Origin of the sequence: Brevibacillus sp. FSL K6-2834 (assembly GCF_038592925.1) — a bacterium.
Classification (GTDB): Bacteria; Bacillota; Bacilli; order Brevibacillales; family Brevibacillaceae; genus Brevibacillus; species Brevibacillus borstelensis.
The window spans coordinates 4,115,406-4,131,824 of sequence record NZ_CP151945.1 but is presented as its reverse complement, the minus strand read 5'-3'; the positions used below and the strand labels follow the sequence as shown (position 1 = coordinate 4,131,824).

General features: G+C 52.8%; 16 protein-coding genes. 11 read left to right on the top strand and 5 right to left on the bottom strand.

Annotation, left to right across the window (positions count from 1 at the left end; translation table 11 throughout):
* The first annotated feature begins 288 nt into the window (after positions 1-288).
* From NST96_RS20440 to NST96_RS20405, 8 genes are all read left to right on the top strand, one after another.
* Complete coding sequence (locus NST96_RS20440) at positions 289-2,382, top strand: carbon starvation CstA family protein (RefSeq protein WP_003389037.1); 2,094 nt, start codon at positions 289-291, stop codon at positions 2,380-2,382.
* Entirely contained in the window at positions 2,379-2,591 is a 213-nt protein-coding gene (locus NST96_RS20435) for a YbdD/YjiX family protein (RefSeq protein ID WP_003389039.1), read from the top strand. Before NST96_RS20440 ends, NST96_RS20435 begins: the two co-directional genes overlap by 4 nt.
* 214 nt (positions 2,592-2,805) lie before the next feature.
* A complete protein-coding gene (locus NST96_RS20430; RefSeq protein ID WP_024983861.1) occupies positions 2,806-3,624 on the top strand; it encodes an inositol monophosphatase family protein in 819 nt (272 codons plus the stop codon).
* Positions 3,625-3,749: 125 nt separating this feature from the next.
* Positions 3,750-5,303, top strand: a complete 1,554-nt coding sequence (locus NST96_RS20425) for a spore germination protein (protein ID WP_342404359.1) — start codon at positions 3,750-3,752, stop codon at positions 5,301-5,303.
* A 48-nt stretch (positions 5,304-5,351) separates the two neighbouring features.
* Complete coding sequence (locus NST96_RS20420; protein ID WP_024983863.1) at positions 5,352-6,491, top strand: Ger(x)C family spore germination protein; 1,140 nt, start codon at positions 5,352-5,354, stop codon at positions 6,489-6,491.
* A 27-nt stretch (positions 6,492-6,518) separates the two neighbouring features.
* A complete protein-coding gene (locus tag NST96_RS20415; protein WP_227278493.1) occupies positions 6,519-6,758 on the top strand; it encodes a hypothetical protein in 240 nt (79 codons plus the stop codon).
* Positions 6,759-6,763: 5 nt separating this feature from the next.
* Positions 6,764-7,903 carry an endospore germination permease gene (locus NST96_RS20410; RefSeq protein ID WP_157211826.1) on the top strand — a complete coding sequence of 380 codons (1,140 nt, stop codon included), beginning with the start codon at positions 6,764-6,766 and terminating at the stop codon, positions 7,901-7,903.
* A gap of 310 nt (positions 7,904-8,213) precedes the next feature.
* Positions 8,214-9,587, top strand: coding sequence for a peptide MFS transporter (locus NST96_RS20405; protein WP_003389045.1), 1,374 nt, complete (start codon positions 8,214-8,216; stop codon positions 9,585-9,587).
* 62 nt (positions 9,588-9,649) lie between these two features.
* On the opposite strand, the gene NST96_RS20400 is transcribed toward NST96_RS20405, so the two are convergent.
* The 5 genes from NST96_RS20400 to NST96_RS20380 form a co-directional block, all read right to left on the bottom strand.
* Positions 9,650-10,363 (bottom strand): GDSL-type esterase/lipase family protein, encoded by a 714-nt coding sequence (locus NST96_RS20400; protein WP_035979499.1) that lies wholly within the window; start codon positions 10,361-10,363, stop codon positions 9,650-9,652.
* A gap of 713 nt (positions 10,364-11,076) precedes the next feature.
* The gene (locus tag NST96_RS20395) at positions 11,077-11,814 is read right to left on the bottom strand and encodes an amino acid ABC transporter ATP-binding protein (RefSeq protein WP_003389049.1); all 738 of its coding nucleotides are present in this window, start codon (positions 11,812-11,814) and stop codon (positions 11,077-11,079) included.
* A 14-nt stretch (positions 11,815-11,828) separates the two neighbouring features.
* Positions 11,829-12,527, bottom strand: a complete 699-nt coding sequence (locus NST96_RS20390) for an amino acid ABC transporter permease (RefSeq protein ID WP_003389050.1) — start codon at positions 12,525-12,527, stop codon at positions 11,829-11,831.
* On the bottom strand, positions 12,514-13,362 hold the full coding sequence (locus NST96_RS20385; RefSeq protein WP_003389051.1) for an amino acid ABC transporter substrate-binding protein: 849 nt from the start codon (positions 13,360-13,362) through the stop codon (positions 12,514-12,516). Before NST96_RS20385 ends, NST96_RS20390 begins: the two co-directional genes overlap by 14 nt.
* 198 nt (positions 13,363-13,560) lie before the next feature.
* Positions 13,561-14,394, bottom strand: coding sequence for a transporter substrate-binding domain-containing protein (locus tag NST96_RS20380; RefSeq protein ID WP_031933150.1), 834 nt, complete (start codon positions 14,392-14,394; stop codon positions 13,561-13,563).
* A 353-nt stretch (positions 14,395-14,747) separates the two neighbouring features.
* Here NST96_RS20380 and NST96_RS20375 point away from each other — a divergent pair, with 353 nt between their 5' ends.
* The 3 genes from NST96_RS20375 (at position 14,748) to NST96_RS20365 (ending at position 16,416) form a co-directional block, all read left to right on the top strand.
* Positions 14,748-15,395 carry a queuosine precursor transporter gene (locus NST96_RS20375; protein WP_024983868.1) on the top strand — a complete coding sequence of 216 codons (648 nt, stop codon included), beginning with the start codon at positions 14,748-14,750 and terminating at the stop codon, positions 15,393-15,395.
* A 79-nt stretch (positions 15,396-15,474) separates the two neighbouring features.
* Positions 15,475-15,906 carry a preQ(1) synthase gene (queF, locus tag NST96_RS20370; RefSeq protein ID WP_003389056.1) on the top strand — a complete coding sequence of 144 codons (432 nt, stop codon included), beginning with the start codon at positions 15,475-15,477 and terminating at the stop codon, positions 15,904-15,906.
* Between the two features lie 108 nt (positions 15,907-16,014).
* Positions 16,015-16,416, top strand: coding sequence for a hypothetical protein (locus tag NST96_RS20365; protein WP_251255131.1), 402 nt, complete (start codon positions 16,015-16,017; stop codon positions 16,414-16,416).
* Positions 16,417-16,419 lie beyond the last annotated feature (3 nt).

Sequence of the window (16,419 nt, the reverse complement as noted above, 5' to 3'; positions counted from 1 at the left end):
TCCGTGTCCACCAAAATAGCCAAATAGCCCCGATGCCTGCGATGATCAACAGAAAAGGCTCATTGCCCTTTTGCCACCAGGAAATCAGCAGAGTGGGAACAAGTCCAAACAGTGTAGAAAAGACGCTTTCATGAGCCGTTTCGTTTCAACCCTGCATTTTCTCCTTTCGTGCTCGATTTTTTACTGTTCAGACAATTTTTGTTTTTTTGATGTACAACCGTGTGATAGGGTAGGTTGAGGTCTTATTCCTCATGTTCCTATTCATCATTTTACAAGGGGGAGAAAGGAATGAAAAAATGGCTTCTCTCAGTCCTGATCTGGGGCGGGGTTGCTGCGCTGGGGGCAGTTGCCTTCGGCTTTCTGGCCCTGTCACGCGGTGAATCCGTCAACTCGTTCTGGCTGCTGACAGCTGCGATCTGTTCGTACGCTGTCGCGTATCGCTTCTACAGCAGGTTCATCGCCCGGAAAATCATGGGGCTCGATGACAATCGGGCTACACCTGCAGAAGTGAATAATGACGGGAAGGACTTTGTTCCGACCAACAAATGGGTCTTGTTCGGGCATCACTTCGCGGCCATCGCCGGTGCCGGGCCGCTCGTCGGACCGACATTGGCCGCGCAAATGGGCTACCTGCCGGGGACGATCTGGATTATCGTCGGGGTCGTCATCGGCGGAGCGGTACAGGACTTTATCATCCTGTTCGGCTCGATGCGGCGCAATGGAAAGTCGCTTGGCCAGATTGCCAAGGAAGAGATCGGTCCTTTTGGCGGGGCGCTTGCCCTGATCGGGATCGTAGCAATCATGGTGATTTTGATTGCCGTATTGGCCATGGTCGTTGTCAATGCGCTGGCTGAATCGCCATGGGCGACATTTACCATCTTTATGACGCTGCCGATTGCCATTCTGATGGGGCTGTACATGCGGTACATTCGCCCCGGGCGAGTCATGGAAGGCTCGCTGATCGGACTGGTGCTTCTGTTCCTGTCTCTGTGGTGGGGACAGGCGGTCGCTGAATCTCCTACCTGGGGACCTGCGTTTACCTTTAGCAAGGTTCAGCTCGCCTGGATGATTATCGCCTACGGATTCGTCGCGTCTGTCCTGCCTGTCTGGCTGCTGCTGGCGCCTCGCGATTACTTGAGCTCGTTTTTGAAGGTCGGAACGATTGCCGTTCTCGCTGTAGGGATCGTGCTGACGCTGCCGCCGCTGGAGATGCCGGCTCTGACCAAATTTATCGACGGTACCGGTCCTGTCTTTGCCGGAAACCTGTTCCCATTCCTGTTTATTACGATCGCCTGCGGAGCCGTCTCCGGGTTCCACGCGCTCGTCTCTTCCGGTACAACTCCGAAGATGATCGCCAAGGAATCGCACGCGCCGATGATCGGCTACGGCGGGATGCTGATGGAATCTGCTGTCGCGATTATGGCGATGATTGCGGCTTGCGTACTGACGCCTGGTGTCTACTTCGCCATTAACTCGCCGGCTGCGGTAATCGGGGTGGATGCGGTCGCCGCCGCACAGACGATTTCGAGCTGGGGCTTTACGATTACTCCCGATGTGATTACGACACTCGCACAGGACATCAACGAAAAAACGATCCTGTCCCGGACGGGCGGAGCACCTTCGCTGGCCATCGGGATGGCGACCATTTTCTCTACGGTGTTGGGCGGTAAGGCATTGATGGCCTTCTGGTATCATTTCGCGATCTTGTTTGAAGCCGTTTTCATTTTGACGACGATCGATGCGGGTACGCGTGTCGGACGCTTCATGGTTCAGGACATGCTGGGCAATATTTTCCCGAAAATGAAGCAGGTAGACTGGCTGCCGGGGAACCTGATCGGCTCCGCAGTCATCACGGCAGGCTGGGGATACTTCCTCTACCAAGGAGTCGTGGATCCGCTGGGCGGAATATATACCCTGTGGCCGCTGTTCGGTATTGCCAACCAGATGCTGGCTGCAATCGCCTTCGTTGTCGGTACGACGCTCATTATCAAAATGGGCAAGGCGCGGTACGCCTGGGTCACCTTGCTGCCGATGGTTTGGCTGACGTCAGCTACACTGACCGCTGCATGGCAAAAGCTGTTCCACGCCGATCCGAAGATCAGCTTCCTGGCTCACGCAGATGCATTCCAAAAGGCGCTTGATGCCGGAACGCTTCCTGCGGGTGTCAAGACAGTGGAGGCAGCCCAGAAGATGATCCTGAATGACCAGATTGACGCTGCCGTCTGCGCGATTTTCATGGCGATCATCATCGGGATTATTGCCGACGGGATACGGCTGTGGATCAGCATTTTGCGCGGAAAGAAATTCGAGCTTCACGAATCCCCGTACATTCAATCCAAAGGGGACAATTACTACGACGGCAAAGGACATTCCATCGCATGAGAAAAAGGTGGAGAACGATCAAAAAGTCCCTTCGTCAGATCAGCTCGATCATCAAGACCATCTTCGGCATGCCGGACTACGATCGTTATCTGCAGCATTGGTACCAGACCCATGCCAAACCCGGGTACTTTCCGATGACGGAAAGAGAGTACTATATTTACGCACTGCGTGAGCGCTATGAAAAAGGCGGAGTGACCCGCTGCTGTTAGCTGCTGTCGCTCATCACTGCAGGTAGCCGTTGCTTGCCAGCGCTGTTCCTTACTTACAGATGTTCCCTGCAGCATCCTGCAAGACCAGACGGGAGGCCAATCAACAGGCCTCCTATGACTTTTTGCCGGGCTTTCATCAGGTGGACAGCAGGGTGTATCAGCAGGGAAAGTATGGTACACTAGAGGCAAAGTCAAGATGTGGGTGGCGATACGTGTGCATGCAACAACCTTGGAGGCACTCAAGGAACTCGCTCTGGATTGTGCCAGAAGCGCAGGAGAACTCAGTCTCAGACGAATGAAGCAGCCTTTTACTGTCGAATATAAAACATCCGCTTCAGATCTTGTCACAGCTGTGGACAAGGAAGTGGAGAAGCATGTTATCGATGCGATTCTGCGCCAGTATCCCGAGCATGGCATACTGGGCGAGGAGCGAACGTTTACGGGAGATCCCGGCGAGTATGACACTTTATGGGTCATCGATCCGATTGATGGAACGACCAATTTTGTTCATCAGCAGATCAACTTTGCTGTTTCCATTGCCGTTTATCACAAAGGGGAAGGATTGATCGGTGTCGTCTATGATCCATCCCGGGATGAGATGTTTCACGCAGTAAAGGGGCAAGGCGCTTATTTGAATGGCCAAAGACTGCGTCTGGAAAAGACCGTTTCCTTGGAGGAAGCCTTGCTTTGTACCAGCGTTTTCTGGAACAAACAAGCGGAACAAATGGGGATTGACCTGATCGTGAAAAAATTGGCCGGCAAGGTGCGAGGCATGCGTCTGCTGGGCAGCGCTGCCCTGGAAATGGCGTACGTGGCGGCAGGACGACTCGACGGGTATGTCAGCCTCTCGCTGAACGCCTGGGATTTTGGAGCGGGGAGAATTCTGGTAGAAGAAGCAGGAGGCAAGGTGACCACAATGGACGGGAAGCCGTTGCCGTTTGATCGGAAAAGCAGCGTCATGGCTTGCAACACGACGTTTTACGAAGAACTACAGCACTACATCCAATCGGAGCAGGACGCCGATCCTTCCTGATTCCATCATACTGCTCATAAAAACTGCCTGTCGGGCAGTTTTTTTATTTTGCCTCCGTACCATTGGAGAAGCGGTTATAAAAGGTAGGGGGAAAGTCAACAATGGAGGAAAAAAGGAGATGCCGCATGATTTTCTCGAGATCATGGAAAAAGCGGAAGCTCCGCTCAGGGGGGCACTTGTCTTCCCTGTCTTTTCAGCCCGGCTCAGACGAGAGGGGACTGACGCCGCTGTCTTTCGAACTGGAAAGGAATTTGCATATTCTCCGAAACATTTTCGCCGATTGCACGGATGTTCTTTTTCATGATTTTTGGATAAGCGGTGGCCGGAGAGCCATCCTGATCTACATCAATGGCACCGCCAATCAGGAGGAACTCAATCAACAGGTGCTGACCCCCTTGCTGGAGGGGCGGAGGAGATCGGCCGGGTCCCCTTTGTTTCACGGGATCATCCCCGTAGCCTCCGGAAGCGAGATCGGGACGATTGAGGAGACCGTCAGACACGTCATGGACGGCAATCCTGTCATTTTGACGGATGGAGAAAACACCGCGACCTCGGTCGGATTAACCAAGTGGGAAACGCGTTCAGTCGAGGAGCCTATCGCCGAATCTGTCGTTCGCGGACCGAGAGAAGGCTTCGTGGAAACCGTAGATATCAACACCTCGCTTTTGCGGAAAAGATTGCGCACTCCGCTTTTGAAGATGAAGTCCTACAAATTGGGGAGCATCTCCCATACCGAAGTGGTAATCGCCTACCTTCAGGGAGTCGCGGAGAAAGCGCTGGTCGATGAGGTGGAAAAACGTTTGCACAGCATACGGATCGACGGGGTATTGGACAGCGGAGATTTGGAGGAGCTGCTGCAGGACAACCCGTATTCTCCTTTTCCGCAGCTTCTGTCGACCGAGAGGCCGGATATTGCCTGCTCTCAATTATTGGAGGGCAGAGTCGTCATCCTCGTCGAGGGCTCGCCGATCGCCGTGGTGGCTCCGACGACCTTTTACTCCTTTCTGCAATCTCCCGAGGATTATTACGAGCGCTATTTCTTTGGCACCGTGATCAGGTGGCTGCGCTATCTGTTCTTGTTTATTGCGCTGCTTGGCCCCTCCTTTTATGTGGCAATCGTTTCTTTTCATCAGGAAATGATTCCGACGGCGCTGCTTTTGACGATGGCCAACTCCCGGGAGCTTGTTCCATTCCCTGCGTTGTTGGAAGCGCTTTTGATGGAGATCACCTTTGAAGCGTTGCGGGAAGCGGGTGTCCGCCTGCCCAAGCAGGTCGGGGCGGCGGTCAGCATCGTAGGTGCCCTCGTTATCGGGCAAGCGGCGATTGAAGCAGGGCTCGTCTCTTCGCCGATGGTCATGGTTGTCGCAATCACTGGCATCGCGTCTTTTATCATTCCTCATTACACGCTTGGAGTGGCGATCAGAATTCTGCGTTTTCCGATCATGCTGCTCTCCGGCATTTTTGGCATTATGGGGCTGATGCTGGGACTGCTGATGCTGCTCACGCATCTGTTTACCCTGCGATCCTTTGGCGTCCCGTATTTAAGCCCGCTTGCGCCGTTAAACCTGCAGGAGCTGTCCGACGTGATGGCGAGAGTGCCTCTCTGGATGACGGATGCGTCGGTGGATGAGCACAGGGGCAAGAATACAGGCCGCGATCAAGAGCCCGATACTACCTAGCAGGTAGGCAGAAGGAGCGGCGAAGACGAGGATGAAAAAGGCTGTCGGATGAAGGAGGAGCGGCAAGGAGTGAAGGTGTACCGGTTGCTTGGAGTCGTTCTTCTGCTGCTTGGCTTGACCGGTTGTTGGGATCGCAAAGAAATTAATGACATCGCGATTATTACTGCAGCGGGTGTCGACCTGACCGAAGACAAAAAGGTAGAGCTATCGGTCCAGCTCTATGTCAATCACGCGGGCAGACAGCAGGAAGAGGCCGACCAAACCGTCGTGCAATCAGCGACAGGCATCACTCTGGCCGACGCGGTAGAAAGTCTGCAGGACACGCTTTCCGCACAAGTTTTTTGGGGCCATACGGAGGTGTTTATCTTTGGCAGGGACATCGCAAGAACGGGAATTGAAGGCCATGTCGATTATTTTTTTCGGCAGCCGGGTCCTCGCGGGCTTGCCTATTTGTTCGTGAGCAGAGGCAAGGCCAAAGATATTTTGAAGCAAAAGCCGCCGCTTGAGAGAAGCAGCTCCAAGTCGCTCGAAGAGATCGCCAAGGCCCAAAAAGGTGAAGGCGTGACCTTAAAAGAGCTGGCCCAGATGATGGAGAATCCGGCAAAAGTATCGATCATTCCCCTGGTGGCAACATTGCCGGAGCAAGATGGCGGGCCAGTTCCCTACATCTACGGAATGGGCGTGCTGAAAAAAGGGAAGTGGGCGGGGCAAATGGACGAGAGGGAAGCGCAAGGGGTGCTGTGGCTTCGAAACAGGATCAAATTTGTCATGATCACCATTCCGATCGAAAAGCATAAGGGATATGTTTCTCTGAAGATGGTCAGGGGCAGGGCAGTTCTCAGCCCGCAGGTCAAAAACAGCAAGTGGTCCATGCAGGTCAAACTGCACGCCGAATACGATGTCAGACAAAATACGACGAATCTGAATATGACCATACCGGCAGATGTCTCCATCGTAGAGTCCTACGCCGCCGCATATACTCGGTCGGTCATAAAAGCTTCCCTGAACAAAGCACAGAATGTCCTGCATGCGGACGTGTTCGATTTTTCCGGCGTCTTTCATCGAAAGTACCCGCAGGAATGGAAAAAAGCCGTAGCAGATTGGGAACGCACCTTCTCCGAGATCGAGGTGGACATTCAGTCGACAGCCGAAGTGCTGCGACCCGGGGTGTCCAATCCCCATCAATAAAAAAGGGGCTGGGGCATATTGAAGTGGGTGGGTGTAGCCGCGCTGACCGTTTTGGCACTCGTGCTTGCATGGTACGAGCTTCCGCGGTTGACGGCAGAAATGAAGCGGGAACGAACCGTATTTTTGGTCATCACAGTGACAGGATGGGGGCTGGGAAGCTTGCTGATTTTTTTTCCGGAAATGCCAGGACTGACCCAGCTCGTGGATTTCCTTTACAGACCGCTTTATCCCTTGATCGGGAAAGGGTCCGGTAACGCAGGGGAGTAATGGACATGCTGGATCGAGGCAAAATTTCTGTTCTGCAAATGTGCCTGTCGATGTATTTGATGGTCGGGGCTACGGCCATTCTTATCATTCCGGCGATTACAGCGAAGGAAGCAAAGCAAGACATGTGGATTTCTCCCTTTTGGGGGTCGCTGTCCGGTTTTTTGGCTGTATGGCTGGCTTGGTCGCTTTACAGGTTGACCCCCGGCAAATCGATCATTCAAACCGGAGAGGCGGTTCTGGGACCCCGTTTGGGAAAGGCAGCTGCTCTTCTGTACATTCTTTTTTTGGTGCACGGAGCAGGCCTGATTGTCCGTGAATACGGCGAATTTATCGTCGGAACGATCTTGCTGAAAACGCCGATTGTGGTCGTGATGGGCAGCATCGTGCTCACGGCAGCATTCGCAGTGCGCTCCGGGATCGAGGTGTTGGGGCGCTTTTCTCTCTTGCTCGGTCCGCTCTTTGGTCTCTTTTTGATCGGGATTGTTTTGCTGCTCATTCCGCGGTATGAGCCGACTCATATGCTTCCCGTTATGGAGAACGGGCTTAGACCTTCCCTGGCTGGTGCCGTAACGCCGTTAACCTGGTTTATGGAATTTCTCTTTATTTCCTTTCTCTTTCCGCATCTGCGTGCAGAGGAAACGCATAAAGCGTTGAGAGCGGGGATGTGGGCCGTTGCATTGATGCTGGTCACGATGGTCATCGCGAATCTGTCCGCTCTGTTTCTGTTTGGAGAAATAACCGGAAGGATGTTTTTTCCGGTCTTCAATGCATCCCACTATATCAGCATGGCAGAATTTTTGGAGCATCTCGATGCCATGGTAATGGCGCTGTGGGTCATGGGCGGTTTTTTTCAAATCTCGATGTGGTACTATGTGACCGTTATCAGTGTGGCTCAATGCTTTCACCTTTCGGATTACCGGCCGATCGTCTATTCCGTCGGCATTCTGATCATCGTGTTCAGCTTGTGGCTTGCTCCGGGATTCGCTGATCTGATCAATCTGTTTACCACCTCTGAGCCGTTTTACTCGGCGACCATGCAGATTTTGCTTCCTGCTCTGACCTTGATCATTGGGCTGATCAAGCGGCGGAGAAGGCCACTTTCAGCAGAAGCCGAAAAAGTGGTGAACCGAAAGGGAAATGGCTAAAGCGATGTGTCACGGGAATACAACGACGGGGGACTTTCCGATCCAGGAAAAGATCTGCGTCGTTTTCCTGATGTCAGGAAATCGGGCCACTCCCTTTCTGGCCTGTATAATCCTCCACTTTTTAACAAATAGTAAACAAAGAGATGGAGTACAGCATAAAAAATAACTAGGAATGACAAGGTTGACATATCATTATTCTATATAAATTTAACAATTATAAAAAAGTAGTTAATATTTTTAATAAAAGTATATTCGAGAAAACTGTGATATGATTCATACGATAGTTGTCTGACATCTGGGAGGGACATCAATGGACGCAACTGTGAACTCACAGCAAGGGAAACAAAAACATCCTCCAGGATTGTATTTGTTGTTCTTTACGGAGCTTTGGGAACGCTTTAGCTATTACGGCATGCGCGCCCTGTTAACCCTGTATTTGACCACAGCGCTGATCAGCGGCGGACTAGGCTTTGAAAAGGGCTTGGCGTTGAGCATCTACGGCTTGTTTACCGGTGCCGTTTACTTTACGCCGATCATCGGCGGGTATTTGTCGGACCGGTATCTCGGCAGAAGACTGGCGATTACCATGGGCGGTATTACCATGGCAGTGGGGAACTTTCTTCTGTTCGCCGTACAGAGCACAACTGGATTGTATCTGGGCCTTGTTCTCCTGATTATTGGAAACGGTTTCTTCAAGCCGAATATCTCTACGCTGGTCGGTGAGCTTTACCCCGAAAATGACAAGCGCAGGGATGCCGCGTTTACGATTTTCTACATGGGGATCAACGTGGGAGCGCTCTTCGCACCGCTGATCTGCGGCTATTTGGCGGAGGAGCACTTCAAGACCGCGCTGGACGGTGTGGAAATGTACGGCTTCAAGTACGGGTTTTTGGCTGCCGCCATCGGGATGGTGATCGGTCAGATCGCTTTCAACCTGCTTGGCAACCGCTACCTGGGGGATATCGGCAAACAGCCGCTCGGAAAGAGTGAAGCTCCGGGGCAGCAGGAAGCCGCCAATCGGCCGCTCACCAAGAAGGAGAAGCAAAGAACCGCCGTCATCGTCATTTTGGCCTGTTTTGTCGTCTTTTTCTGGGCAGGATTTGAACAGGCGGGGAGCTCTTTGACACTGTACACAGACCTGTTTGTCGATCGTACCATTGGCGGCTGGGAGGTTCCGACCTCTTGGTTTCAATCCTTGAATCCGTTGTTTATTGTGCTTTTGGCACCCGTTATCTCCATGCTGTGGGTGAAGCTGGCCAACAGCAAGCGAGGCGACTTGAATATTCCTACGAAGATGGGACTGGGAATGATCCTGCTCGGTCTCGGGTACATGATTTTGCTGCTGGCTGTCATGCAGACCGGAAGCGACGAAAACAACATCCTGACAAAGTCAAATATTATGATTATTGTGTTGACCTACCTCATGCATACGCTCGGTGAGCTGTTCCTGTCTCCTGTCGGGCTGTCGATGGTCAGCAAGATCGCTCCGGTCAAACTCGCCTCGCTGTTGATGGGCGTATGGCTGGCAAGCTCCGGAGTGGCAAACATCCTGGCCGGCCAATTGGCCGCTTTTACACAGTCGCTCGGATACTTTGAAGTGTTTGGTATCATCGGTTTGATGGCGATTGTACTGGGGCTGGTGCTCCTGCTCGTATCGCGCAAGCTGGTACGGATGATGGAATAACCTCATACAGAAGAAAGGACAGCTCGGGAGGCGGGCTGTCCTTTTTTGCTGTCTTCTTGTCCTTATCCGATTTCGATCCCGTGTGCGGCCAGCGTCTCCCGCAGGGCCCGGGCCATCAGGTCGTATCCGAGCACATGAGGATGGAGGCCGTCATCGGCGAGCTCCTCCCGCAAAGTGAGACCGTCTTCGTCAGTCATGTGCCGGTGGTAGTCCACAAAGATGATGTTTTCAGCGCGTGCGTATTCCTGCAAGGCTTTATTGATGCTGGCGACCAGCTCGTTTCGCAAGCTGTTTTTGGCGTAGCGCTCCATCCGGGTCGGAAGCAGGGAACAGAGAATCGGAGCAATCCCGTTTTCTCTGGCTTGCGTCAACATGGCAGCCAGATCGTCGACGATTTCTTGCTGTATGAGCTCCGGCTGCTTGCGGTCCTCTGGCAGCCACTCGTCCAGGGCCCACGTGTTATTGATGCCGAGAAGGATGATCGCGTAAGCAGGGCGGAGCTGCACCACATCAGCGGCAAACCGACGCAGGGCAAAAGCGGTCGTATCTCCGCCGATTCCCCGGTTGACTATGACACGGCCTGCACCGCCGAAATAGGTGTCGACGTCCCACCAGTGCGTAATCGAGTCCCCGAAAAAGACAAAATCAATTTTCCTTTGGTGATGCAGCAAGGCCTCATTGTGGAAATCAAATTCGTTGCGGCGTCTGTCGGCCGCAGCCTCGATGCCAAACAAGCCGGGCTTGAGCAAAGCTGGTCTGTTTTCTTTCACGTTCATTCTTTCCCTCCGATCCGAGACTAACGGGAGCCTCCGCAAGCTGTCCCCAGTTGCAACCGCACCTTCGCTATTTGAAAACGACAGATGGTGAGTAATGGCTTCAAGTCACGCACTTCCCTATCCTATCATGAGGTTCTGCCCTGTTTTGGCTTTTCCTGCTTGTGGTGCCCATAGGTCAGGGCAGCAAAAAAGCGGGCTTCCGGGGAAGTGCCGCATGTGGTCGGAAAAAGACCGCCCGTTGAAAGGGGGTCAACGGACGGCAATGGAGGACGATATGTCCATCGTAGGGTCTGACACCTCCCATCATAGGTTTTTCATGTTAAGAACAAATAGAGAAACGATAAAGGCTTTGTTAATTTTTTGGAAAGGGGAGGTCTGGAGCCTTTTTTGGCCTGATTTTTTGTCTTGTAGACGAGCATCCATACGAACAGGGGGACTCTCTCATATTCTGTGAAAAGGAGCGGCGTCGCCATTTCTGACGCCTGCTTCAGACAATCACAGAGGAGGCCATGCAAATGAGCGGAGGTTTTCACAATAACAATTTCATCTGGATCATCCTGATCATTGTTTTGATCTTCGCGTTCCTGGACGACTAATTTGTAAAAAAGAAAGAAGACCCTGCTTTCCAAGGAAGCGAGTCTTCTTTCTTTTACATAGACGATGCGGGAAAGCTATCACAAGATAACAGAAATCAATAGCTTGCACGCAGCGAATTATTTTTTCAAATGCTGGAGGAACTGGCGGGTCCGCTCTTCTTTCGGGCTCGTAAACAATTGCTCCGGCGCACCGCGCTCGACGATCACGCCCTGGTCCATAAAGATGACTTCATCTGCCACTTCGCGCGCAAATGCCATCTCATGCGTGACGACCACCATGGTCATCCCTTCGACAGCCAGCTCCTTCATGACCTTTAGCACTTCGCCGACCAGCTCGGGGTCGAGCGCGGAGGTAGGCTCGTCAAACAGCATTACTTTCGGGTCCATGGCGAGAGCGCGGGCGATCCCGACACGCTGCTGCTGGCCGCCGGATAGCTGAGCAGGGTAGTGGTCGAGCTTGTCAGCCAGTCCTACCTTGGACAGCAGCTGCGCCGCCTTGCCTCTTGCGGTCTCCGGTTTTTCTCCTTTTACGGTGACGGGGCCTTCCATGACATTTTGCAGCGCCGTCATGTGCGGGAACAAATTGTAGCTTTGGAAGACCATCCCGGTCTGCTTGCGCAGCTTCGGGATATCCGATTTTGCGACTTTGCGGGAAAAGTCAAGCTGGACATCGCCGATTTGCACGCTGCCCTCGGTCGGGATCTCCAGAGCGTTCAGGCAGCGGAGCAGCGTCGTTTTGCCGGAACCGGACGGCCCGATGATGACGACGACCTTTCCTTTCTCTACCGTCAGCGAGATGCCCTTGAGGACGTGCAGATCGTGAAATCGTTTATGAATGTTGCTGATAGTTATCATGCGTATGCTCCCCTCTAGGCGACGTAGCGGTCAAGCCTGTGCTCGATGCGATCCTGGATCGCCGAGAGTACCAGACAGATCAGCCAGTAGATCAGTGCCGCTTCTGAGTAGACCAGGAGCGGTTCATACGTAGCCGCTGCGATCTCCTGCGCTTTGCGAAACATCTCGGGAACGAGGATAGCCGCAGCGAGCGACGTATCCTTTACCAAGCTGATGTACGAGTTGGACAGAGGCGGGACAGACACGCGCGCCGCCTGCGGCAGGATAATGCGCACCAGCGCTTGCCGATACGTCATGCCGAGTGAATAGCCGGCTTCCCACTGTCCCTTTGGTATGGACAGGATCGCGGCCCGGACCACTTCCGAAGCGTAGGCGCCGACATTGAGAGAGAAGCCGATCACCGCTGATGGGAACGAATCGATCGTAACGCCGATGCTGGGCAGACCGAAAAAGATGATGAACAGTTGCACCAGCAACGGCGTTCCGCGAATGATCGAAACGTACGTGCGGGCGACGCCCACCAGCACTTTGTTGCCGGAAATTCGGGCCAGCGCCGTCAGGATGGCGATGACCAGCCCGATGGCGAACGAAATCAGGGAGAGGGACAGGGAGTACGTCAGAGCGCCTTTCAGAAGCGGCCAAAAGGAGCTCTGCGCAATCTCTACCCATCTGTCAAAGCGTTCCGGGTTGCCAAACAGGTTACTTAGAAACATCTGCACCAAACCATTTCTCGGAGATTTGTTGGAACGTACCGTCTTTCATCATATCGTCAAGCGCTTTGTTGACCGCCTCTACGAGCTCGGTGCTGCCTTTGCGGAACAGAAAACCGTTTTTCGCCCCGTCCGGATGCTTGGCAATAATCTTGATCGGGGTATCCGGCTTTTGCTTCAGAAAATCGAGCAGGGACAAGCCGTCATTGATCGTGACGTCGACACGCTTGGAGACAAGTAGGTCGATCGCTTGGTTGAAGCCCTCCACAGCGACGATTTCTGCGCCGTTTTGCTTGGCGATGTCTGTCAGATTGCTGGTCAAGGTTTGCGCTGCTTTCAATCCTTTGATGCTGTCAAAGCCAGTGACGGTGTTGTTGTCCTTATGTGTCACCAGTACAGCAGTCGACACGGTGTAGGGGTTGGAAAAATCGTATTTCTCCTGACGATCCGGGCGGATGCCGACCTGGTTGGCGACGAGGTCAAACCGCTTGGAGTCGAGGCCGGCGAACATGGCATCCCACTGTGTTTCCTGGAAGACCGGTTCCACCCCGAGACGTTTGGCCACTTCGCTGATCACTTCTACGTCAAAACCGGTCAGCTTGCCGGATTGGTCGTGGAAAGTAAAGGGGGCATACGTCCCTTCCGTACCAATCACCAGTTTCCCTTCGGCTTTTACTTTATCCAACAGGTTTTGTTCTGCCTTTTGCTCGGAAGGGGCCTGTGCAGGAGCAGGGGCCGGAGCGGCGTTATTCGTTGTCGAAGCAGTGCCGGACGAGCCGCATCCCACGATGCCAAACATAAGAGAGGAGATGAGTGCGGAAAACAATAATTTTTTCATAAATAATCCCCCACTAAACCGATGTGATTTGTTTAGAACATACTAAAAGTCTTTGCCTGTTTTGTCAATAAAGAAATCAGCTCTAAAGGGCTGCGAAAAAGCGTCGGCTGTCAATCGGTTCCATCATGCAGAAGAAAAGTGGCAGATCTCTTCTCCGACGGGAAAAGAGACCGTGCCACCTGGTCAAGGGCAATGAGCTTACTTGGAAATGTCCTCGCCAAACCATTTTTCCGAAATCTGCTTCAGCGTGCCATCCTTATGCATGGCATCCAGCGCTTTGTTGATCTCCTCGATCAGTTCGTTGCTGGTGCCTTTGCGGAACATGAAGCCGCAATTGAGGCCTTCTTCTTTGACTTTGACGATTTTGATCGGGGTATCCGGCTTTTGCTTCAGGAAGTCGAGAACAGACAGGTTGTCGTTCAGCACCACATCGACGCGTCTGCTTGCGATCAGCTCGATGGCGTTGTTGAAGTTGTCCACCGCGACGATTTCGGCGCCCAGCTCGCGAGCCATGTCGGCGTAGTTGCTTGTCATCGATTGCCCGGCTTTGAGGCCTTTGATGTCAGGAAAATCCTTTACCGTCTCGTTGTCTTTATGAGCGACGAGCACAGCGCGGGAAACGGAATACGGGGAAGAAAAGTCGTATTTCTCCTGACGGTCGGGACGAATGCCGACCTCATTGGCGATCAGGTCAAACCGCTTGGAATCGAGTCCCGCAAACATGGCATCCCATTGCGTCTCCTGAAAGACCGGTTCTACACCAAGGCGCTTCGCTACTTCCGTAGCCACGTCGATGTCATAGCCGGTCAGCTTGCCGGACTGGTCGTGGAAGGTAAAGGGAGCATAGGTGCCTTCTGTGCCGATCACCAGTTTGCCCTCGGCTTTTACTTTTTCCAACAGATTTTGAGGAGCAGCCGCCGATTGGTCAGGAGCTGCGGATTGATTTGGGTTTGCAGGCGCTGTAGAGTTGCCGCATCCAGCAATTCCGAGCAGTAAAGTCGAAATTAATGCTGTGAAAACAAGTTTTTTCATCGTGAATCCCCCACTAAGTTGATATGATTTTATGGATTCATACTAAAAGCCTTTCTTCTATTTGTCAATGAAAAGAGTGCGAGGGAGAAGAAAAGCACGGACAAGGTGAAAAGGAACAGAAACTCCCTCTTCTAAAAAGGATGTCCATTTGATATCCTGTTATAAGTCTACGAGACGCGAGAGTTCGGAATCCCCACCTCTCGTAAAACAAAACTAGGGGAGAGCAGTCAATTGCCTAAGGTCTGTTCTTATGGAAGCCGCTCTCCTGCATTTCGCGTGGAGGCGGCTTTTTTGCGTAGGTGAGCAGGATCGAGGCGGGCTGATTGCTCTTCGCTTTAGGAGGAACTGATCCGATGAATTTTCCACCGGAAGAGAAGCGTTTTCTCTACCTGACAGCGACGTTCATGACGTTGCTGGTTGTTGCCAACATCGTTTCGGCAAAGGTCATTGACCTGTGGGGCGTGATTTTGCCAGCCGCGGTGATTGGGTATCCGCTGACGTATCTGTTGACAGACGCGATCAGCGAGCTGTACGGGGAGGCACGGGCGCGCCAGGTCGTCTACGCAGGCTTTTGGGCCAACGCTCTGATGCTCCTTTTTGTCCAGGCGACGATTCTTCTGCCTCCTGCCGGCTTTTGGCCGCTCCAGGAGTCGTACGAATCCGTCATGGCTTCCTCCGCGCGCGTAGTCATTGCCAGCATGCTGTCCTATTTTGCCGCGCAAATGGCTGACGTCAAGGTCTTTCATTTCATTAAGCGGCGGACGGGGGAGAAGCATTTCTGGCTGCGCAAAAACGTATCGACTGCAATCAGTCAGTTGCTCGACACATCGATCTTTATCGTCATCGCTTTTTACGGGACGATGCCGACAGATGCCTTGCTGCAGATGATCATGTTTCAGTATTTGGTGAAAACGATGATTGCCGTCGTGGATACGCCGTTGTCCTATCTGGTCGTCAAAGGAGCGAGAAGGCAGCGAGCTGTCTCTGGCTTGGCCGGTTGAAGCGGGGAAAAGGCACAAGGAGCTTCCCGATCACGCAACAAAGCTTCCCGATCACACACAATAAAAATGGAAAGGACCGATGAAGGAAATGGCAACAGTGGAGCACAATCACAGCAAGTACAACAGCATTCGTTTTGATACACAGGATGAATCGGCGATTCTGGTCGACATTCTCGAGACGATTCCGTACGAATATGTGGGAAAGCGTACCGAAATCATGATGCCTACGAATGAATTTACATCTGTTTGTCCGTGGTCGGGTCTGCCAGACTTCGCAGACCTGAAAATTTATCTCGTGCCAAATGAAAAGCTGATTGAGATGAAGTCGCTGAAGTACTATTTGACCTCGTACCGCAATGTCGGAATATATCAGGAGCATGCGACGAACCGGATATTAAACGATCTGGTGGCGTGCTGCGATCCGCTGTACATGCGCATCGTCGCCGTCTGGAATGCGCGCGGCGGCCTTGGAACCGAAGTGGTAGTTGAGTATGTGAAGGAAGAAGCGTAAAATAAGGACGAGTATCATTGCCCCCGTTCGTTTTGCACGGGGGTACTGTTATATATGAACATCACTTTGTCGTCATTATTTTTGTCGCAAATAAAGGAGAAGAACAGCATGCTAAACGATTGGCGGATGTATACGGATGCGAGCGGCCAGGACCAGAATCACATGGGCTGGCATGAAGTATTGAAGGAAATCGCCCAGTTGAACGGTACGTCGAGGACGCTGGTCCATGCCGCATACGGCGATCATGTCGACCTGGTGGTAGCCGGCGGTAATCAGGGCCAAATTCTGGTCCAGTGGAAAGAGCATGAGCCTGAGGCGCGCCATTACGTTTTGACCGCCGACAAGCCGGCCGGAACGATGAGCACCTTGACGATCGAAGGGGCGGATGTTTCTTTTCCGGCTTCCTGGTGTATCGAATTGGAACAGGCCATACCTGTATTGGGCGATCTTTTGCGTACCTGCGAAAAAGGACAGCCGTCGGGACTGACCTGGATATCGGTGGAGATGTAGCAA